Raw genomic sequence first — 19,949 nt, forward strand, 5'->3', positions numbered from 1 at the left:
ATTGTCGGCGCGAGGGTCCTGGCATCGCGGGGTTCAAGGTGCCATCTGCTGGGGCAGCCACGTCACCAGCTGCGGCACGAAGTAGATGAGCAGCACCGCCGCCACCATGAGGAAGAACATCGGCAGCGTCACGCGCGCGATGTAGAGCAGGTCCCTGCCGGTCATGCCCTGCAGCACGAAGAGGTTGAAACCCACCGGCGGCGTGATCTGCGCCATCTCGACCACCAGCACGATGAAGATGCCGAACCATACCGGATCGATGCCCGCCGCGGTGACGGTCGGCATGATCACGCCCATGGTCAGCACCACCATCGAGATGCCGTCCAGGAAACAGCCCAGCACGATGTAGAAGGCCGCGAGCATCACGATCAGCTGGAACTTCGACAGGCCCAGCGAGCCGATCCATTCGGCCAGGTGCCGCGGGAGACCGATGTAGCCCATGGCCAGCGTGAGGAAGGCCGCGCCCGCGAGGATCAGCGCCATCATGCAATACAGGCGCGTGGCGCCCAGCAGCGCCTCCTTGAAACTGCTCCACGTCAGCGAGCCCTGCACGCCGGAGATCACCATCGCGCCGACCACGCCCACGGCGGCCGCCTCGGTCGCCGTGGCGATGCCTGCGTAGATGGAGCCGAGCACCGACAGGATCAGCAGCGCGACGGGGATCAGCGACATCGAGGCCTTGAGCTTTTCCACGAACGGCAGCTTCGCGTCGGCCGCGGGCACCTTGTCGGGATTGCGCAGCGCCCAGACCACGATGTAGCCCGAGAACAGCAGCGCGAGCAGGATGCCCGGGATGACGCCCGCGATGAACAGCCGCGCGATCGACACGTCCGCGCTCACCCCGTAGACGATCATGATGATCGAGGGCGGGATCAAGAGGCCCAGCGTGCCCGCGCCGGCCAGCGTTCCGATGACCATGTCGTCGGGGTAACCGCGGCGCTTGAGCTCGGGCAGGCTCATCTTGCCGATGGTGGCGCAGGTGGCGGCGCTGGAGCCCGACACCGCCGCGAACACCGCGCAGCCCACCACGTTGGTGTGCAGCAGCCGGCCCGGCAGGCTTTGCATCCAGGGCGCAAGGCCCTTGAACATGTCCTGCGAGAGCCGCGTGCGAAAGAGGATCTCGCCCATCCATACGAACAGCGGCAGCGCGGTGAGGGTCCAGCTCGAGGCCGAGCCCCAGATGGTCACGGCCATCGCGTCGCCGGCGGCGCGCGACGAGAAGATCTGCATGGCGATCCACGCCACGCCCGAGAGCGTGAGGCCGATCCACACGCCACTGCCCAGGATGAGGAAGAGCGCGGCGATCAGGAGACCCGCGATGGCGATGTCACTCATGGCGCAGCGCCTCCGTCTCGACGGGCTTGGCTGGGCGGCCGCGCCACTCGATCACGAATTCGTCGAGCGCGGCGACCGCGAAGACGATGGTGCCCAGTGCCATCGACAGCTGCGGGACCCACAGCGGCGTCGCGTCGTTGCCGGTGGAGATGTCGTGGTAGTCGAACGATTGCCAGACCAGCCGCGCGCTGTACCAGGCAAAGAGCAGCGCGAGCAGCGCCGCGGCGCCCATCGCCCAGCGTTCGAGCCAGCGCTGCGCCGCGGGCGGCAGGTGCTGCAGCACCAGCGTCACGCGGATGTGCTCGCCGCGCTTGAGCGTGTGCGCGAGCGCGAGGAAACCCGCGCCGGCCATCAGGTAGCCGGCGTAGGCGTCGATGCCCGGAATGTTGAAGTGAAGCTGGCGGCCGATGATGGACAGGAGCACCATCACCAGCAGGCCGACCATGAAAAGCGCCGCCAATGCGGCGGCGCTCATGTAGAGAAGATCAAGCGTCTTGCGCATCGGGTGCAGTTCGAGTCCGCCTCACATCTTCTTGTAGGCATCGACGACGGCCTGGCCCTCGGGGCCGGCCTTCTCGGTCCACTCCTTGATCATGGTGTCGCCCACCTTCTTCATGTCGGCCTTCAGCTGCGCCGAGGGCACGTGCACCGTCATGCCGTTCTTCTTGAGGAGGTCGAGGTATTCGACGTTCTTCTTCTTGGAGAGGTCCCAGCCGCGCTTCTCGGCATCGGCGGCGGCCTTGAGCACCGCGTCCTGCGTGGGCTTGTCCAGCGCATCGAAGGCCTTCTTGTTCATGAGCACCGCGTTCTTCGGAAGCCAGGCCTGGGTGTCGTAGAAGTTCTTGATGTACTCGTAGGTCTTGGTGTCGTAGCCGGTGGAGCCCGAGGACATGTACGACTCGATCACACCGGTGGCCATGGCCTGCGACAGCTCGGCCTGCTGCACGGTGACCGGCTGCGCGCCGACGAGTTCGCCGATGCGCGCGGTGGCGGGGCTGTAGGCGCGCCACTTCACGCCCTTCAGGTCTGCGGCCGAGGCGATCTCCTTCTTCACGAAGATGCCCTGCGGCGGCCAGGCCACCGTGTAGAGCAGCTGGATGCCTTGCTCGGCCAGCTTCTTCTCGAGCACGGGCTTCTGCGCCTGGTAGAGCTTCCACGCGGCGTCGTAGCTGTCGGCCAGGAACGGAATGCCGTCGGCACCGAACATCTGCCACTCGTTCTGGTAGTTCACCAAGAGCATTTCGCCCAGCTGCGCCTGGCCGCCCTGCACCGCGCGCTTGATCTCGGGCGCCTTGAAGAGCGACGCATTGGCGTGCACCGTGATCTTGAGCTTGCCGCCGCTGCCCTTGTCCACGTCGCTGGCGAACTGGGTGATGTTCTCCGTGTGGAAGTTGCTTGCGGGGTAGGCGGTGGGCAGGTCCCACTTGGTCTGCGCAAAGGCTGCTGCACCGAGGGTCAGGCCAGCGAGGGCAATGCCGAACTTGTGATTCATTGAGCGCTCCGGAACGTATGAAAGTGAAAACGAAAATGAGCATACGTGCAAATTCCGGGCCATCTCTGAGGCATTTCCCTGCCTTGGTGCGCTCATGAAAAAGCCGCCTCGAGGGCGGCTTTGGCTATCGCTGCATGCGCGGGGTCAGGGCTTGGCGGCCTTCGCTTCCTTCGGTGCCGCAGGCGCTGCGCCACCGAAGGCTTGGCCGTTCACCGTGAGGCCTTCGGCCGAGAGCTTCTCGGCCTTCTTCTCCTTGACGCCCTTCACGCGCTGCATGAGGTCGGGCCAGTCCTTGAACTCGCCTTGCTTGCGCGCATCGAGGATGCGCTTGGACATCGCGGGGCCGACGCCCTTCAGGCCATCCAGCTCGGCTTCGGTGCCCTTGTTGACATCGACGGCGGCGAACGAAACGACCGCGAACAGCACGGCCGAGAGGGCCAGGATCTTCTTGAACATGATTGAAAAACTCCCTGATTTGTAGGTATGACTGACAGCCGACAAAAGCGTCGGCCGGCGTTCAACGAGGTCAGGGAAAGGGGCGTTGACGAGGTCGCCGCCCGGGTGACCATTGTTCCGGAATGTGGTCGGAACCTTGCTCAGAGTTCTTCGACGCGGCGCGGTGGATAGCTGTCCCAGGCCTGGCAGCCGGGGCAGTGCCAGAAGTACTGGTGCGCCTCGAAGCCGCAGGCGGCGCAGCGGTAGCGCATGAGCGGCCGGGTGGCCTGGTCGAGCGCGCGCTGCACCTGCGGATGGAACTGCTCGTGCTCGAACTTCTCGCCTGCGAGCCAGCGCGATGCGGCGACCAGCGAGGGCTGCTGCGCAAGGTGGGCGATGTAGCCGTCGCGCGGGGCGGGCTCGGGCGCGTCCACGGTGGCGCTGGGGGTGCCACCGAGCGCGATCATCGCCTCGAGCACGTCGATCGACGGCGACTCCACGTAGCGCCGCTGCAGCAGCGCGAGCGCGTCGGCCTCGCGATGCGCGGCCACGGCCGCTTGTTGCAGCGCGGCCGCGTAGAGCGGCAGTGCGAGGGGCGCGGTGTCGCTCAGTGCCACGAGCGTGTCGAAGGCTGCGGCGGCATCGCCGTTGCGCAGTTGCAGGTTGGCGGTGTCGATGGCGGGGCGCGGCGCTTGCGGGGCCAGTTCGACGGCCTGCGCGAGCAGCTTCGCTGCCGCGGGGAGGTCACCGGCGGCCACGCGCTCGGTCGCCTGTTCGCACAGGTGGTGCGCGCGGCGCGTGGCGTAGCTGGCCTGGTCGGACTCATCGAGCTTCTGCGCCACGTCGGCGGCCTGGGCCCATTCGCGCGAGCGCTCGTAGATGGCGAGCAGCGAGAGGCGCGCCTCGTTCTCGTAGCGCGTGCCTTCGAGCTTCTGCAGCGCGGCTTCGGCGCGGTCGAGCAGGCCGGCGCGCAGAAAGTCTTGCGCGAGCGCGTGCTGCGCGCGCTCGCGGTCAGTGCGGCTCAGGTCGCCTCGGCCGAGCAGGTGCTCGTGCACGCGCACGGCGCGCTGGTATTCGCCGCGGCGGCGGAACAGGTTGCCCAGCGCGAAGTGCAGCTCCTGCGTGTCGGGGTCGTTTTGCACCGCCTCGATGAAGGCGTCGATGGCCTGGTCCTGCTGCTCGTTGAGCAGGAAGTTCAGGCCCCGGAAGTAGGCCTTGGGCGCCTGCCGGTTCTCGAGCTTGAGCTGGCGGATGTCGAAGCGCGATGCGAGCCACCCGAGCACGAAGGCGACGGGCAGGCTGATCAGCAGCCAGCTGGGATCAAAGTCCATGTTGACGTACGGCGGGGAGGTCGGTGGCGGAGATGGACGGTGCCGCTGCCTGAGCGGTCACGGCCGTCGGTGCCGTTGTTGTGGAGAGGGCTTCGTTCGCCGAGGGCCCCTGGGCGGCCGCGGCGGCGCGGTGTTTCCACCAGCCGGGCAGCATGCCGAGCGCGCCCACCACGAGCCCGCCGGCGAAGGCCGCGAGCACGACGAGCACCAGCGGTGCGCGCCAGTGGGTGCCGAAGAAGAAATAGACGGTCGCGTCGTGCTGGTTGTTCAGCGCGAAGGCGAAGAGCGTAAAAAAAATGGCTGCCTTGAGCAGCCACAGGAGGTATTTCATAGCCATTCCCGTTGCCGGAGGCATTCTACGTTTGCATCCACGCGGATCAGGCCTTGCGGCCCTTGGCTTCCTTGGCGTCGAGCTCGGCGGTTTTCGCGTCCACAGCCTCGCGCAGGGCCTTGCCCGGCTTGAAGTGCGGCACCCGCTTTTCGGGGATCTGCACGCTCTCGCCCGAACGCGGATTGCGCCCGATGCGCGGCGGACGTCGGTTGACCGAGAAGCTGCCGAACCCGCGGATCTCGATGCGGTGCCCGCGCACCAGCGCGTCGCTCATCGCGTCCAGGATGGTCTTGACGGCGTACTCGGCATCGCGGTGCGTGAGTTGTGCAAAGCGCGCCGCGAGTTCTTCGACGAGGTCAGAGCGGGTCATAAAGGCCAGTGCAGAGAAAACGTGGACGAAAAAAAAGACAGAGTGGCCAAGCTCAAAGCCTGGCCTGCTCTGTCTTCGGACTCAGCTTACTTGCTGTCGTTGTTGTCGAGCTTGGCGCGCAGCAGGGCGCCCAGGCTCGTCGTGCCCGCGTTTTCGCGTGCCGACTGCTGGCTCAGGTTGGCCATGGCGCCTTGTTCGTCGACCATGTCCTTCTGCTTGATGGACAACTGGATGTTGCGGGTCTTGCGATCCACGTTCACGACGATGGCGGTGACTTCGTCGCCTTCCTTGAGCACGTTGCGGGCATCTTCGACGCGGTCGCGCGAGATTTCCGAAGCACGCAGGTAGCCGATGATGTCTTCGCCCAGGTCGATTTCAGCGCCGCGGGCGTCAACCGTCTTGACCTTGCCGGTCACGATCTGGCCCTTGTCGTTCACGGTGGTGAACGTGGTGAACGGATCGCTGTCCAGTTGCTTGATGCCCAGCGAGATGCGCTCGCGGTCCACATCGACGGCCAACACGATCGCTTCGACTTCCTGGCCCTTCTTGTAGTTGCGAACGGCGGTTTCGCCGGCTTCGTTCCACGAGAGGTCAGACAGGTGCACCAGGCCGTCGATGCCGGCAGCCAGGCCCACGAACACGCCGAAGTCGGTGATCGACTTGATCGGGCCCTTGACGCGGTCGCCGCGCTTGGTGTTCTGCGCGAACTCTTGCCACGGGTTGGCCTTGCACTGCTTCATGCCCAGGCTGATGCGGCGCTTGTCTTCGTCGATTTCCAGGACCATGACTTCGACTTCGTCGCCCAGCGAGACGATCTTGTTCGGAGCGATGTTCTTGTTGGTCCAGTCCATTTCGGAGACGTGCACCAGGCCTTCGATGCCGGGTTCGAGTTCGACGAACGCGCCGTAGTCGGCAATGTTCGTGACCTTGCCGAACAGGCGGGTCGATTGCGGGTAGCGGCGCGAAACGCCCATCCACGGGTCGTCGCCCATTTGCTTCAGACCCAGCGAGACACGGTTCTTCTCGGTGTCGAACTTGAGGATCTTGGCGGTGATTTCCTGGCCGGCCTGAACGACTTCGCTCGGGTGGCGGACGCGGCGCCATGCCATGTCGGTGATGTGCAGCAGGCCGTCGATGCCGCCGAGGTCGACGAACGCACCGTATTCGGTGATGTTCTTGACCACGCCGCGGACAACAGCGCCTTCCTTCAGGGTTTCCATCAGCTTGGCGCGTTCTTCGCCCATGCTGGCTTCGACCACGGCACGGCGCGACAGCACGACGTTGTTGCGCTTGCGATCGAGCTTGATGACCTTGAATTCGAGGGTCTTGTTCTCGTACGGGGTCAGGTCCTTGATGGGACGCGTGTCGATCAGCGAGCCCGGCAGGAATGCGCGGATGCCGTTGACCAGGACGGTGAGACCGCCCTTGACCTTGCCGCTGGTGGTGCCGGTGACGAAGTCGCCCGATTCCAGGGCCTTCTCCAGGGCGAGCCACGAAGCCAGACGCTTGGCGGTGTCGCGCGAGAGGATGGTGTCGCCGTAGCCGTTTTCAACGCTGCCGATGGCAACGGAAACGAAATCGCCGGCCTGGACTTCGAGTTCGCCCTTGTCGTTCTTGAACTCCTCGATCGGCACATACGCTTCGGACTTCAGACCGGCGTTGACGACGACGTGGTTGTGTTCGACGCGCACGACTTCGGCCGTGATGACCTCGCCGGTGCGCATTTCGGAACGCTTCAGGGACTCTTCGAATAGGTCGGCAAAAGATTCAGACATTTATGGTTCCTTCCGTCAGGCAGGGTTGGCAGGCGCTCTTGCGAAATTGCGTGCGGCTGCTGTGGATCTGGAGACGGCGGTTTTGTGGGCTGGTGCCCGGGTTGGTTGAACAACCAGAAGGCCGGTGCGCTGTCGCGCGAAAAGAGCCTGCTGGAGCGGTAGGCGCCAGCCGGTAACACCGGTTGGCGCTAGCTTTTCAAGCGGACTTGAAAGGCTGCACTTCAAACCGCTCAAGCGGGCTTGAACGGTTGAATTTCCTGCCACCAGTCCAACACCGTATCGATCGATTGCTCGATGGACAGCTGGGAGTTGTCGAGGTGGCGGGCATCCTGCGCCGGCTTCAGAGGGGCGACGCTGCGGGAGGAGTCCCTGGCGTCACGTGCTTCCAAGTCGGAGCGAAGACTGTCGAGTGTAGTCGAAATACCCTTTGAAATCAACTGCTTATGACGCCGTTCCGCCCTCTGGGCAGCGCTCGCGGTGAGGAAGACCTTGAGCGTGGCGTCCGGGAAGATCACGGTGCCCATGTCACGGCCATCGGCGACCAGGCCCGGGAGCTGGCGAAAACGCTGCTGCAGCGCCAGCAGCGCCTCGCGCACGGCGGGCAGCGTCGAGACGCGGGAGGCGTCCATACCGGCGGCTTCGGTGCGGATCTCGTCGCTCACGTCTTCGCCGGCCAGCATCACCTTGCCCTCGGTGAACTGCAGGGGAAGGGCAGCCGCCAGGGCGGCGATCTGCGCCTCGTGCTGCGCATCGGCGACGAGGCCGGCGCGGCGCATGGCCAAGCCCGTCACGCGGTAGAGCGAGCCCGAATCCAGGTAGTGATAGCCCAGGAGGCGCGCCACTTCGGCCGCGAGCGTGCCCTTGCCGGAGGCGGTGGGGCCGTCGATGCAGATCACCGGCACTTCGGCGGCTTCGGCGACCGAGAACAGGGTTTCGAAGTAATCGGGAAAGGTCTTGGCGACGCAGTGCGGCTCGAGGATGCGCACCGGCATGCCCGCCGGGTTGAACGCCGCGAGCGAGAAGCACATCGCCACGCGGTGGTCGTCATATGTGCGGATGCTTGCCGCCTGCCAGCCGGCCGGCGCGAGCGGGTGCACGCGGATGAAATCGGGGCCGGCCTCGACCGTCGCCCCGAGCTTCTTGAGCTCGTTGGCCATGGCGTCGATGCGGTCGGTTTCCTTGACGCGCCAGCTGGCGATGTTGCGCAGCGTGCTCGGGCCGTCGGCGTAGAGCGCCATGACGGCGAGCGTCATCGCCGCGTCGGGGATGTGGTTCGCGTCCAGGTCGACGGCCTTGAGCGGCCAGGCGCCGCGGCGCACTTCGAGCCAGTTCGGGCCGCTGTCGACTTCGGCGCCCATCTGGCGGGCGGCGTCGATGAAGCGGATGTCGCCCTGGATCGAATCGGCGCCCACGCCTTCGATCCGGATGCCGTTGTTTCCGGACACGCCCGTGGCGATGGCGCCCAGCGCGATGAAATAGCTGGCGGAGGAGGCGTCGGCCTCCACGTGGATGTCGCCCGGCGAGGTGTAGCGGCTGCCGGCGGGAATGGTGAAGCGCTCCCAGCCGTCGCGCCGCACCGTGATGCCGAAGCGCGCGAGCAGGTTCAGCGTGATCTCGATGTAGGGCTTGGAGATCAGCTCGCCAACCACCTCGATCACGATGTCGTTGCGGGCCGCGAGGGGCAGCGCCAGCAGCAGGGCCGTGAGGAACTGGCTCGAGACGTCGCCGCGCACGCGGATCGGTGCATGGAGTGCCAGGTCGTCGTGGTGGACCGGGTGGATGCGCAGCGGCGGATAGCCCGGGTTGCCGAGGTAGTCGATGTTGCAGCCGAGCTGGGTGAGCGCGTCGACCAAGTCGCCGATCGGCCGCTCGTGCATGCGCGGCACGCCGCTCAGCTCGAATTCGCCGCCGAGCAGCGAGAGCGCGGCCGTCAGCGGGCGCATCGCGGTGCCGGCGTTGCCGAGGAAGAGGGGCAGCAGCGCCCCACCGGATTTGAGCTGGCCGCCCAGGCCGGTGATCTGCAGCGTGCTCCCCGCGGGCTGGATGCCGCAGCCGAGCGCGTGCAGGGCGTCGAGCATCACGCGCGTGTCGTCGGAATCGAGCAGGTCGTGGATCGTGGTGGTGCCGCTCGCGAGCGCGGCCAAGAGCAGCACGCGATTGGAGATGCTCTTGGAGCCCGGCAGCCGGACCGTGCCGGCGGCGCCCACGAGGGGCGGAAGGTCGAGGAAGGCGGTCGAGAACATGTCAGCTGTCCTGCTGGGCCGAGGCATCGGTGCTGGCGTTCGGCCGCCACGCGGCGCGCGCCTTGCTGGCGGCGGCGATGGACTGCTCCAGCCCCTGCAGGTCGCCCGCGGCCATGAGCGCCTCTAGGTCTTCCAGCGCCTTGCGGAAAGCCTGGGACTGCAGCAGCACCTGCTCGCGGTTGGCGAGCAGCACGTCGCGCCACATGACCGGGTCGCTCGCGGCGATGCGCGAGAAGTCGCGAAAGCCCGGTCCCGCGAGGCTGAGAAAACGGTCGCCCTGCGGCTGCGCCGTGAGAGCGTTGGTGTACGCGAACGCCAGCAGGTGGGGCAAGTGGCTCACTGCGGCGAACGAGGCGTCGTGCGCCTCGGGCGTCATGGTGACCACGTTGGCGCCGATGCCGCTCCACACCTGCGAGGCGCGCTGCACATTGGAGCGCAGCGTGGCCTTGACCGGCGTCAGCACGACCTGGCGGCCGGTGAAGAGCGAGGCTTCGGCGTGCTCGATGCCCGAGACTTCCTTGCCGGCGATCGGATGCGCCGGCACGAAGTTGGCGAACTGCTTTTGCAGGCCGTTGCGCGCCGCCTCGATCACGTCGCCCTTGGTCGAGCCGACGTCCATCACCAGCGTGTCGTTAGAGATGCCGTGGCGGATAGCCTTGAACATGGCTTCCGAGGCGGCCACCGGCACGGCGAGCAGCACGAGGTCGGCGCCCGACACCGCCAGCAGCGCCGAGGGCGCCGCCACGTCGATCACGCCGAGCTGGCGTGCCCGCTCGGTGGTGGAGGGCGACTTGCTATAGCCGACCACGCGTTTCACCAGCTTCGCGCGCTTGAGCGCGAGCGCAAAGGAGCCGCCCATGAGGCCGCAGCCGATCAATCCCAGTTGCTCGAACATCGTGTCTGTCCGGCTCAGGCTTTGACGGGGTAGGCGCCAAGCACCTTGTAGAACGCGCAGAGGCCGCGCAGTTCGGCCAGCGCCGCGGCCACGTTGGGCTGCGAGGGGTGGCCGTCCAGGTCGATGTAGAAGTAGTACTCCCACTGGCCGGTGCGCGCGGGGCGCGATTCAAAGCGCGTCATCGACACGTTGTTGGCCTTCAGCGGCACCAAGAGGTCGTGCACCGCGCCGGGCCGGTTGGGCACCGAGACGATCAGGCTCGTGCAGTCCTTGCCCGAAGCCGGCGGCATGGCCAGCGTCTGCGGCAGGCAGATCACCGAGAAGCGGGTGCGGTTGTACGAATCGTCCTGGATGGCGTGCGCCACGATGTGCAGGCCGAAGCGGGTTGCGGCGCGTTCGCCGGCGAGGCCAGCCCAGGCCGGGTTGGTGGCCGCGAGGCGCGCGCCTTCGGCGTTGCTCGAGACGGCGCGGCGCTCGGCGTTGGGCAGGTGCTTGGACAGCCAGGTCTGGCACTGCGCGAGCGCCTGCGGATGGGCGAGCACTGCCTCGATGCCTTCGAGCGAGTTCTCGCTGCGCAAGAGATGGTGACGCACCAGCAAGCTGACTTCGCCGACGACGTGGGTGGGCGAATGCAGGAAGAGGTCGAGCGAGCGGGTGACGACGCCTTCGGTCGAGTTCTCGACGCCGACCACGCCGTACTGGGCGCTGCCCGCGGCGGTGGCGTGAAAGACTTCGTCGAAGCTCGCGCAGTAGATCAGGTCGGCGGCGCCGCCGAAGTACTCGATGGCGGCCTGCTCGCAGAAAGTGCCTTCGGGGCCGAGCACGGCCACGCGCTGCGGCGATTCGAGCGCGAGGCACGCCGACATGATCTCGCGCCAGATGGCCGCGACATGGAGGTCCTTGAGCGGACCTCCATTGCTTTTCTGCATCTTGTCGATGACGGCGGCAACGCGGTCAGGGCGAAAGAACGGCGTGCCTTCGCGCTTCTTGACCTCGCCGACCAGTTCGGCCACGTGGGCCCGCTCGTTGAGCAGGCTCAGCAGGCGTTGGTCGAGCGAGTCGATCTGCACGCGCAGATCGGCAAGGCTTTCGGAGTTGTCGTTGGAGGAGGGCGGTGTGGGTGCGGAGGCGGTCATCGTGCGAGCAGAGCTAGGGCATGCGCCTAGGCATGCGATCGCTCGAATTCTCGCATGTAGCCCACGAGGGCCTGCACCCCTGCCAGCGGCATGGCGTTGTAGATGCTGGCACGCATGCCGCCGACCGACTTGTGGCCCTTGAGCTGCAGCAGCCCGGCCTCGCGCGCGCCGGCCAGGAAGGCTTCGTTGCGGCTTTCGTCGGCCAGGAAGAACGGCACGTTCATGCGCGAGCGGCAGCTCGCATCGATGCGGTTGGCGTAGAAGTCGGAGCCGTCGATGAAGTCGTACAGCAGCGTCGCCTTCTCGATATTGCGCTGCTCCATCGCGGCCACGCCAGTGAGCGTGCCCTCGGTCTGCTCAAGCAGCCATTGGAAGGTGAGCCCCGCCATGTAGATGCCCCAGGTCGGCGGGGTGTTGTACATGGAGTTATTGTCGGCCACGGTCTTGTAGTTGAACGCGCTCGGGCAGATCTCCAGCGCATGGCCCAGGAGGTCGTCGCGCACGACGACGATCGTGAGGCCTGCCGGGCCGAGGTTCTTCTGGGCGCCGCCGAAGGCCAGGCCCACGCGGCTCCAGTCGACGCTGCGCGAAGCCACGTGCGACGAGAAATCGATGACGAGCGGCGCATCGCTGCCGAGCGCGGCGAGGTCGGGCAGCTCTTGAAACTCGATGCCGTTGATCGTCTCGTTGGTGCACAGGTGCACATACGAGGCGTCCTTGGCAAGTTGCCAGGTCGAGGGATCGGGAAGCTTGGTGTGATGGTCGTCGGCGTTGCTCGCGGCCACGCGCGCCGTGCAATAGCGCTGCGCTTCCTTGTGCGACTTGATGCTCCAGCTGCCGGTGATGACGAAGTCCGCGGTTGTGCCGCGCGACAGGTTCATCGGCACGATGGCATTTTCGCCAAGGCCGCCGCCCTGCATGAACAGGACGTGGAAATGGGAGGGCACGGCCAGCAGCGTGCGGATGTCGGCTTCGGCCTGCGTGGCGATCGCGCCGAATTCCTTGCCGCGATGGCTCATCTCCATCACGCTCATGCCGCTGCCCTGCCAGTCGAGCATTTCGGCGGCGGCGCGTTGCAGCACCGCCTCCGGCATGGCAGCCGGACCGGCCGAGAAGTTGTAGGGGCGCTTGCCGGCCGGCGTCTGCTGCTGGGTCACGTTGCTTTACTTCTTGGCCGGGGCCTTGGCTGGCGCCTTGGCGGGTGCGGAACCTTGGCCGCCGTCGGTCGGAGCGCCGAGGGCCTTGGCCACGTTGGTGTCGAGCGCGCGCATCTTGGGCTCGATGGAAGCGCGGGTTTCGGCCACCAGCTTTTCCGTCAATGCGGTCTGCATCTTCGGGTTCAGGTCCTGGTACTTCTTGCTGAGCGGGGAGTTGATCCAGGCCAGCAGTTGCTTGAGTTCGTCTTCGCTGAAGTTCTGCTCGAGCAGCGGGGTGAGGGCGCCCGGTGCCAGTTGCACGGCCTTGTCGCGCACGAGGGGGTAGGCGTCGTCGAAGTACTTCTTGAGTTCGGCGTCGGCGGCCTTGGCGGCGGACTCGCGCTTGGCTTCAGGCACTTGCGTCTGCAGATACTGCGAACCGGCTTGTGCGATCGGGGCGCTCGACTGCTCGACCAGACCACGCGCCAGCGATTCGATGCCGGGGCGCTGGATGTCGATGAACTGCTTGATCAGCGTGGCCTTGTCCTGGGCCATGGCGGCCATCGAGCTGCTGGCCAAAGCTACCGTCAGAAGTGCGAGTTTGATTTTTTTCACTGAGGATTCTCCGTTGAAGATGTGGAAGTATCGTCTGCGTCCGGCTCGCTCTCGCCGTTCGCGTCGTTTTCGACGATACGCTGTAGCCCGCTGAGTTTGGCGCCTTCGTCAAGCCCGATCAGCGTGACGCCTTGCGTCGCGCGACCCAGTTCACGAATTTCGGCAACCCGGGTGCGCACAAGCACGCCCTTGTCGGTGATGAGCATGATCTCATCGTCCGCATGCACGAGAGTGGCGGCAACGACCTTGCCGTTGCGCTCACTCTGTTGAATCGCGATCATGCCTTTGGTTCCACGGCCGTGACGCGTGTATTCCGTAATGCTTGTTCGCTTTCCGTAACCATTTTCCGTGGCGGTGAGCACGCTCTGCTGCTCGTCCTCGGCCACCAGCATGGCGATCACGCCCTGGCCCGGATCGAGCGACATGCCGCGCACGCCGCGCGCATTGCGGCCGAGCGGGCGGACGTCGTCTTCGGCGAAGCGCACGGCCTTGCCGCCATCGCTGAAGAGCATCACGTCATGCTTGCCGTCGGTGAGGGCGGCGCCGATCAGGTAGTCGCCGTCGTCCAGGTTCACGGCGATGATGCCGCCCTTGCGCGGGTTGTTGAACTCGTCGAGCGCGGTCTTCTTGACGGTGCCCATCGAGGTCGACATGAACACATACTGGTCGGCCGGGAAGTTGCGCTTCTCGCCGGTGAGCGCGAGCGCCACGTTGATCTTCTCGCCTTCCTGCAGCGGGAACATGTTGACGATCGGCCGGCCCCGCGAGCCGCGCGACCCCGCCGGCACTTCCCACACCTTGAGCCAGTAGAGCCGGCCGCGGTTGGAGAAGCACAGGATGTAGTCGTGCGTGTTGGCGATGAAGAGCTGGTCGATCCAGTCGTCTTCCTTCGTGGCGGTGGCCTGCTTGCCGCGGCCGCCGCGCTTCTGCGCGCGGTACTCGCCCAGCGGCTGGCTCTTGATGTAGCCGCTGTGCGAGAGCGTCACCACCATGTCGGTCGGGGTGATCAGGTCTTCGGTCGAGAGGTCGAACGCGCTGTGCTCCACCAGGCTGCGGCGCGCGCCGAGCTTGCTCTGGCCGAACTCCTGCTTGATGGTGCCCAGCTCGTCGCCGATGATGACCGACACGCGCTCGGGCTTGGACAGGATGTCGAGCAGGTCGTCGATCTCGGCCATCACGTCCTTGTACTCGGCAACGATCTTGTCCTGCTCGAGACCGGTCAGGCGCTGCAGTCGCATCTGCAAAATTTCTTGCGCTTGCGTGTCCGAGAGGCGGTACAGGCCGTCCGAGCCCATGCCGAATTCGCGCTCCAGGCCTTCGGGGCGGTAGTCGTCGGCGTTGATCACGCCGCCGTCGGCGCGCGAACGCGTGAGCATCTCGCGCACCAGCTTGCTGTCCCAGCTGCGGGTCATTAGCTCGGCCTTGGCGACCGGCGGCGTCGGCGATTCGCGGATGATCCGGATGAACTCGTCGATGTTGGCCAGCGCCACCGCCAGGCCTTCGAGCACGTGGCCGCGTTCGCGGGCCTTGCGCAGCGTAAAGACCGTGCGGCGCGTGACCACTTCGCGGCGGTGCTGCAGGAAGACCTGGATCAGGTCCTTCAGGTTGCACAGCTTGGGCTGGCCGTCAACCAGCGCCACCATGTTGATGCCGAAGGTGTCCTGCAGCTGCGTCTGCTTGTAGAGGTTGTTGAGCACGACCTCGGGCACTTCGCCGCGCTTGAGCTCGATCACCAGGCGCATGCCCGACTTGTCGGACTCGTCCTGGATGTGGCTGATGCCTTCGATCTTCTTCTCGTGCACCAGCTCGGCCATGCGCTCCTGCAGCGTCTTCTTGTTGACCTGGTAGGGGAGCTCGTCGACGATGATCGCCTGGCGCTGGCCGCGGTCGATGTCCTCGAAGTGGCACTTGGCGCGCATCACGACCTTGCCGCGGCCGGTGCGGTAGCCGTCCTTCACGCCGTTGATGCCGTAGATGATGCCGGCGGTGGGGAAGTCGGGCGCGGGCACGATTTCCATCAGCTCGTCGATGCTGGCCTCGGGGTTGCGCAAGAGGTGCAGGCAGGCGTCGACGACCTCATTCAAGTTGTGCGGCGGGATATTGGTGGCCATGCCGACCGCAATACCGCCCGAGCCATTGACCAGCAAATTGGGCAACTGGCTCGGCAAAACTTTCGGTTCTTTTTCGGAGCCGTCGTAATTGTCTTGAAAGTCGACAGTTTCCTTGTCGATATCGGCCAGCATTTCATGCGCAATTTTGGCCAGCCGGATTTCCGTATAACGCATTGCGGCTGCGTTGTCTCCATCCACGGAGCCGAAGTTGCCCTGGCCGTCCACCAGCATGTGGCGCATGGAGAAGTCCTGCGCCAATCGCACGATGGTGTCGTAGACCGATTGATCGCCGTGCGGGTGGTATTTACCGATCACGTCGCCGACGATACGGGCCGACTTCTTGTACGGCCGGTTCCAGTCGTTGTTGAGCTCGTGCATGGCGAAGAGCACGCGCCGATGCACAGGCTTGAGGCCATCGCGTGCGTCGGGGAGCGCTCGGCCCACGATCACGCTCATGGCGTAATCGAGATAGCTGCTGCGCATTTCCTCTTCAAGACTGATGGGCAGGGTTTCTTTGGCGAAGGAGGTCATGGGCAAGAGGCTGGCGGCAGGAAGGCGAAATTTTACGCTGTGAGGGGTGTCGCTCCGCCGCAACACAAGCCGGCTATTCCGCCTCCGTCCTACGCTTCGGGGGCGTCCAGCGGCCTGTTTGCCAAAGACCCTATGGCACAATCGTCTCAACGTTTTGGGTGGTGGTCACTTAAAGCGTCCTTGATTCGCAGCGCGGCTGCGGCTTTTTCCCCAAGAGGAGAACCATGAAGAAACTGAATAAAGTGGCGATGATGTTTGCAGTCGCTGCGCTCGCCACTGCCGCCGGCGCGCAGACCCGTGTCACCGCTGCGGACGGCGGTCCTACGATCGACAACTGGCAAAACGGCACCGGCGAACTGGTCTGGAAGAACGGTACGAACGAACTGTGCTGGCGCGATGCCAACTGGACGCCGGCTACCGCCGCCGCCGGTTGCGACGGCGCTCTGGTTCCCGCAGTTGCTGCGCCTGCAGCACCTGGCGCAGCTCCCGTTGCTCCTGGCGCACCGCCGGCCGTCGCTGCTTCGAAGGTGACCTTCGCTGCCGACGCATTCTTCGACTTCGACAAGTCGGTTCTGAAGCCTGAAGGTCGCGCCAAGCTGACCGACCTGGTCGAGAAGATCCGTGGCGTCAACCTCGAAGTGATCATCGCTGTGGGCCACACCGACTCGATCGGTACGGACGCCTACAACCAGCGTCTGTCGGTGCGTCGCGCCGAAGCCGTCAAGGCCTTCCTGGTCTCGAAGGGCATCGAACGCAACCGCGTCTACACCGAAGGCAAGGGCGAGAAGCAGCCAGTGGCTGACAACCGCACCAAGGAAGGCCGCGCCAAGAACCGTCGCGTGGAAATCGAAGTGGTCGGCACCCGCGCCAACTAAATCGATCGATTCCATCGATGATGAAAACCCCGCCTCGGCGGGGTTTTTTTATGCCCGTCGAATTTGACGGCAAGAATTGAACAAGATCGTCCTGCGCGTGCCGGGCATTGCCCGCTTCATAATTGCCATATGACAGAAAATGTGAATGCCGATCCGGCGGAACTCGCCAAGTTTTCAGAACTGGCGCATCGGTGGTGGGATTTGGAAAGCGAATTCCGCCCGCTGCATGAAATCAATCCATTGCGTCTGGAATGGATCGACGGTATTGCACCTATTTCGCAGCGCCGCGTGCTCGATATCGGTTGCGGCGGCGGAATCCTGGCCGACTCGATGGCCCGAAAGGGCGCGGACGTGCTGGGTATCGACCTAGCGGGCAAGGCGCTCAAGGTCGCGCAACTGCACGCGCTCGAAGCCGGCACGCGCGGCGTCAAGTACCGCGAGATCAGTGCCGAGGCGCTGGCCGCTGAGCAGCCGGGTAGCTTCGATGTCGTCACCTGCATGGAAATGCTGGAGCACGTGCCCAAGCCAGCCTCGGTGATCCAGGCCTGCGCCACGCTGGTCAAGCCCGGCGGATGGGTGTTCTTCTCGACCATCAATCGCAACCTGAAGTCGTTCGCGCTGGCGATCGTAGGTGCGGAATACATCCTTGGTATGTTGCCGCGCGGCACGCACGAGTACGCGAAGCTGATTCGCCCCAGCGAACTCGCCGCCTACTGCCGCGCTGCGGGCCTGGATCTCCGGCACACCCGCGGCATGGAGCACAACCCGCTGACCCGCCGCTACTGGCTCAGCGATGACACCAGCGTCAACTACATGTTCGCCACGCAGAGGCCAGCGCTGCCGGGTTCGCAGGGATGAAGGGCTCACTCACACAAGCCGTGCTGTTCGACCTGGACGGCACGCTGATCGATAGCGCGCCCGACCTGGGCGCCGCGGCCGACAAGATGCGGACCGATCGCGGCCTGGAGTCCTATCCCCTCGATCGCTATCGCCCCCATGCGGGCTCGGGTGCGCGCGGCATGCTCGGCGTGGCCTTCGGCATCACGCCCGATTCGCCTGAATTTCCTGAGTTGCGCGAGGAGTTCTTCGTCGCCTACGAGCGCCGCATGCTGCTCAACACACAGGTGTTCGATGGCGTCCAGGCGCTGATCGATGCCCTCCAGGCGCGCGGCCTCCTCTGGGGCGTGGTCACCAACAAGTCGATGCGATTCACCGACCCATTGACTCGCGCCATGCCGCTCTTCGCCAGCGCGGGCGCCATCGTGAGCGGCGACACCACGCCGCATGCCAAGCCGCATCCCGAACCGCTGCACGAAGCGGCGCGTCGATTGGGCGTTCCTTCGGAGGCATGTATCTACGTGGGTGACGACGAGCGCGACATCATCGCGGGCCGCGCCGCCGGCATGCGGACCGTCGCCGCGACCTATGGCTATATGGGTTCGCAGGCTGATGCGACGCTCTGGCAGGCCGATGCGTCAATATCTTCGCCCATGGAGCTCTTGCATTTGCTCAATAGCGCCTAAAATGCAAAGCTTGGGGCTGCACTGGTTTCGACGTGGGTTCGGAGTCGCAGCGGGGCATGTCGAGCTGAATGCGCTCGTAAAACAGATTCAAACAAACTAACTGCAAACGACGAACGTTTCGCACTCGCTGCTTAATTGCCAGTGAGCTTTGCAACAGCAGGCCGATGGGCTGGGCAAGGGGGTGACAGAGCAATCTGAATCCTCCCGGCTGCAAAGATAATTACATGGGCTGGCTCCGATCCGGGTACCTTGGGTCGGGGCGAGAAAATAGGGTGCTGGCGTCCGGTTTAGCGTGTGACTGCGCGACTCCGGAAGCGAGACTCAAATCAGATCACTAAACATGTAGAACTGCGCGATGAAGGCTTGCGGACGGGGGTTCAAATCCCCCCAGCTCCACCATATTTCTAGGGCCAAGTCCATATAAATCAAGGACTTACGCCGATCCCCTCCGTTCTCACCCGTCCAAAACCGTCTACGGATTCACACGTTTTTCACACGGAAGTCGCGTCGACATCGGGTCGGGTAGCCCCGGCAGGCACTCGCTGCCGTACCGGGCAGGTGGACGGTCAAATCCTAAGTCGGCTCCCTGCTCGACCCAGCGCCCATAGTGCTGGGTCACCATCTCGGTCTCTTGTGGCCCAGCAGCTTGGCGATGTACGCCGGGTTCTCGCCCTGACTCAACAGGTGGCTCGCGAACGTGTGCCGCATCTGGTACGGGGTTGCGATAGCGCCCCTTGGCGGCCTTGGCAGGTCCGCTGCCAAAGCCGCAGGAGCGCTTGATCGGTCCATTCCCCTCCCGTGCGCGGGTTGAGGAGGATTCGTCCCGTTGTCGGCCCGTTTAGGGCCTTCTGCGCGTGCAGTGCCTGCCTGGCCGCCGTCAGTAACGGAATGGTCCGCGTGCCGGACTTGGTCTTCGTGCCCTTTTCCTCGCCTTCCACGACTGCCTTGTCGATCCGCGCCGTCATCGCGACCAAGTCCAGATCCGCCCAGGTCAGCGCGATGAGCTCGCTGGTGGGCAGACCGGTGAATGCCCAGAACTGAAACGCACACCGCTTGGTGCCCTCCATGCTGCACAGCAAGGTCAGGAACTCGTTCCATTGGTACGGGTCGGGTTCGTAGTCGGTCTCGAGCGTGTCGCGCGGCAGGATCCGTGAGAGCTTGAGCCGGTCCAGGGGGTTGAACGCGATCACCTCATCTGCAACGGCCTCGGTCAGCGCATTGCGGAGAGGCAGCAGCAAGTTGCTCATGCGCTTGCGCGTGACGTGCTGCTTCGAAATCCAGTCTCTCAACACACTCACGCCCAGCGGCCCACCTGGATGTCGCCGAGCTCCGGAATGAGCACGTTGTCGATGGCCTAGCGATAGGCGCTCCAGGTGCTGGACTGCAGCGATTCTTTCGAGCGGTTTTGTAGTCGAGCAGCAAGACCTTGATCAACGTTGTCTTGCCGGTGCTGTGCCCGAACATCCGGCACCGCGGTGAATCGGAAAAGTAGTTGTCGTAGCGAAACAGGTCGCGCTCGATCTTCCCTTTGATCTCTCCGCGCAGCCGCTCAGCGTAGGCAAGGGTTGCTTTTGTCGGCGGCAGATCCACGATCTCCCGCACATGTACGTCGCGCAGCCAGTGCCCGCCTGCGCACGCGCTTAATAGTGCGGAATGACTCTGGTGTTCTCGATGCGGGGTTGTCGCAGGTTTCCTATGGGCTGATCTCTGTTCAGAACTCCAGCGTCACGGGGCTGCTTCTGAATGTTCAAGCCTTCATCGCCAGTGGGACTTACACGCCGACCGCAGGCACGACCAAGCGCAGCGGCTCGAAGG

Annotated in this window: 19 protein-coding genes and 1 other RNA gene; 4 read left to right on the forward strand and 16 right to left on the reverse strand. The window is 64.9% G+C overall.

The window, feature by feature from the left end; translation table 11 throughout:
- Positions 1-33 precede the first annotated feature (33 nt).
- The 14 genes from JC881_RS21780 to gyrA all read right to left on the reverse strand — a co-directional run bounded on the left by JC881_RS21780 (position 34) and on the right by gyrA (position 15,736).
- The gene (locus JC881_RS21780) at positions 34-1,335 is read right to left on the reverse strand and encodes a TRAP transporter large permease (RefSeq protein ID WP_198787767.1); all 1,302 of its coding nucleotides are present in this window, start codon (positions 1,333-1,335) and stop codon (positions 34-36) included.
- Positions 1,328-1,837 carry a TRAP transporter small permease gene (locus JC881_RS21785; protein ID WP_198787768.1) on the reverse strand — a complete coding sequence of 170 codons (510 nt, stop codon included), beginning with the start codon at positions 1,835-1,837 and terminating at the stop codon, positions 1,328-1,330. Before JC881_RS21785 ends, JC881_RS21780 begins: the two co-directional genes overlap by 8 nt.
- A gap of 21 nt (positions 1,838-1,858) precedes the next feature.
- A complete protein-coding gene (locus tag JC881_RS21790) occupies positions 1,859-2,827 on the reverse strand; it encodes a TRAP transporter substrate-binding protein (RefSeq protein WP_198787769.1) in 969 nt (322 codons plus the stop codon).
- Positions 2,828-2,971: 144 nt separating this feature from the next.
- On the reverse strand, positions 2,972-3,283 hold the full coding sequence (locus tag JC881_RS21795; RefSeq protein WP_198787770.1) for a ComEA family DNA-binding protein: 312 nt from the start codon (positions 3,281-3,283) through the stop codon (positions 2,972-2,974).
- A 140-nt stretch (positions 3,284-3,423) separates the two neighbouring features.
- Entirely contained in the window at positions 3,424-4,593 is a 1,170-nt protein-coding gene (gene lapB / locus JC881_RS21800; RefSeq protein WP_198787771.1) for a lipopolysaccharide assembly protein LapB, read from the reverse strand.
- Positions 4,583-4,924, reverse strand: coding sequence for a LapA family protein (locus tag JC881_RS21805; protein ID WP_198787772.1), 342 nt, complete (start codon positions 4,922-4,924; stop codon positions 4,583-4,585). The genes lapB and JC881_RS21805 overlap by 11 nt, the downstream gene beginning before the upstream one ends.
- Before the next feature lie 46 nt (positions 4,925-4,970).
- Positions 4,971-5,294, reverse strand: a complete 324-nt coding sequence (locus JC881_RS21810; protein WP_013540224.1) for an integration host factor subunit beta — start codon at positions 5,292-5,294, stop codon at positions 4,971-4,973.
- 86 nt (positions 5,295-5,380) lie between these two features.
- Positions 5,381-7,069 carry a 30S ribosomal protein S1 gene (gene rpsA / locus JC881_RS21815; protein WP_012746757.1) on the reverse strand — a complete coding sequence of 563 codons (1,689 nt, stop codon included), beginning with the start codon at positions 7,067-7,069 and terminating at the stop codon, positions 5,381-5,383.
- A 230-nt stretch (positions 7,070-7,299) separates the two neighbouring features.
- A complete protein-coding gene (locus JC881_RS21820) occupies positions 7,300-9,312 on the reverse strand; it encodes a bifunctional 3-phosphoshikimate 1-carboxyvinyltransferase/cytidylate kinase (RefSeq protein ID WP_198787773.1) in 2,013 nt (670 codons plus the stop codon).
- Between the two features lies 1 nt (position 9,313).
- A complete protein-coding gene (locus tag JC881_RS21825; protein WP_198787774.1) occupies positions 9,314-10,207 on the reverse strand; it encodes a prephenate dehydrogenase in 894 nt (297 codons plus the stop codon).
- Between the two features lie 14 nt (positions 10,208-10,221).
- Entirely contained in the window at positions 10,222-11,343 is a 1,122-nt protein-coding gene (gene pheA / locus JC881_RS21830; RefSeq protein ID WP_198787775.1) for a prephenate dehydratase, read from the reverse strand.
- A gap of 26 nt (positions 11,344-11,369) precedes the next feature.
- Positions 11,370-12,437 carry a 3-phosphoserine/phosphohydroxythreonine transaminase gene (gene serC, locus JC881_RS21835; protein WP_233101967.1) on the reverse strand — a complete coding sequence of 356 codons (1,068 nt, stop codon included), beginning with the start codon at positions 12,435-12,437 and terminating at the stop codon, positions 11,370-11,372.
- 69 nt (positions 12,438-12,506) lie between these two features.
- On the reverse strand, positions 12,507-13,094 hold the full coding sequence (locus JC881_RS21840) for a DUF2059 domain-containing protein (RefSeq protein ID WP_198787777.1): 588 nt from the start codon (positions 13,092-13,094) through the stop codon (positions 12,507-12,509).
- Positions 13,091-15,736, reverse strand: coding sequence for a DNA gyrase subunit A (gene gyrA / locus JC881_RS21845; RefSeq protein ID WP_198787778.1), 2,646 nt, complete (start codon positions 15,734-15,736; stop codon positions 13,091-13,093). The genes JC881_RS21840 and gyrA overlap by 4 nt, the downstream gene beginning before the upstream one ends.
- A gap of 224 nt (positions 15,737-15,960) precedes the next feature.
- On the opposite strand from gyrA, the gene ompA reads away from it, so the two are divergent.
- The 4 genes from ompA to ssrA all read left to right on the forward strand — a co-directional run bounded on the left by ompA (position 15,961) and on the right by ssrA (position 18,533).
- On the forward strand, positions 15,961-16,611 hold the full coding sequence (gene ompA, locus JC881_RS21850; protein WP_198787779.1) for an outer membrane protein OmpA: 651 nt from the start codon (positions 15,961-15,963) through the stop codon (positions 16,609-16,611).
- Between the two features lie 129 nt (positions 16,612-16,740).
- On the forward strand, positions 16,741-17,469 hold the full coding sequence (ubiG, locus tag JC881_RS21855; RefSeq protein WP_198787780.1) for a bifunctional 2-polyprenyl-6-hydroxyphenol methylase/3-demethylubiquinol 3-O-methyltransferase UbiG: 729 nt from the start codon (positions 16,741-16,743) through the stop codon (positions 17,467-17,469).
- Positions 17,466-18,134 carry a phosphoglycolate phosphatase gene (gph, locus tag JC881_RS21860; protein ID WP_198787781.1) on the forward strand — a complete coding sequence of 223 codons (669 nt, stop codon included), beginning with the start codon at positions 17,466-17,468 and terminating at the stop codon, positions 18,132-18,134. Before ubiG ends, gph begins: the two co-directional genes overlap by 4 nt.
- Before the next feature lie 12 nt (positions 18,135-18,146).
- Positions 18,147-18,533, forward strand: a transfer-messenger RNA (tmRNA) gene (gene ssrA / locus JC881_RS21865).
- Between the two features lie 278 nt (positions 18,534-18,811).
- On the opposite strand, the gene JC881_RS21870 is transcribed toward ssrA, so the two are convergent.
- Positions 18,812-19,381, reverse strand: coding sequence for a tyrosine-type recombinase/integrase (locus JC881_RS21870; RefSeq protein WP_198787782.1), 570 nt, complete (start codon positions 19,379-19,381; stop codon positions 18,812-18,814).
- Positions 19,326-19,736 (reverse strand): Arm DNA-binding domain-containing protein, encoded by a 411-nt coding sequence (locus JC881_RS32870; RefSeq protein WP_443083365.1) that lies wholly within the window; start codon positions 19,734-19,736, stop codon positions 19,326-19,328. Before JC881_RS32870 ends, JC881_RS21870 begins: the two co-directional genes overlap by 56 nt.
- Between the last annotated feature and the right edge of the window lie 213 nt (positions 19,737-19,949).

The organism is Variovorax sp. IB41, from assembly GCF_016405905.1.
In the GTDB taxonomy this organism is placed as follows: Bacteria; Pseudomonadota; Gammaproteobacteria; order Burkholderiales; family Burkholderiaceae_C; genus Variovorax.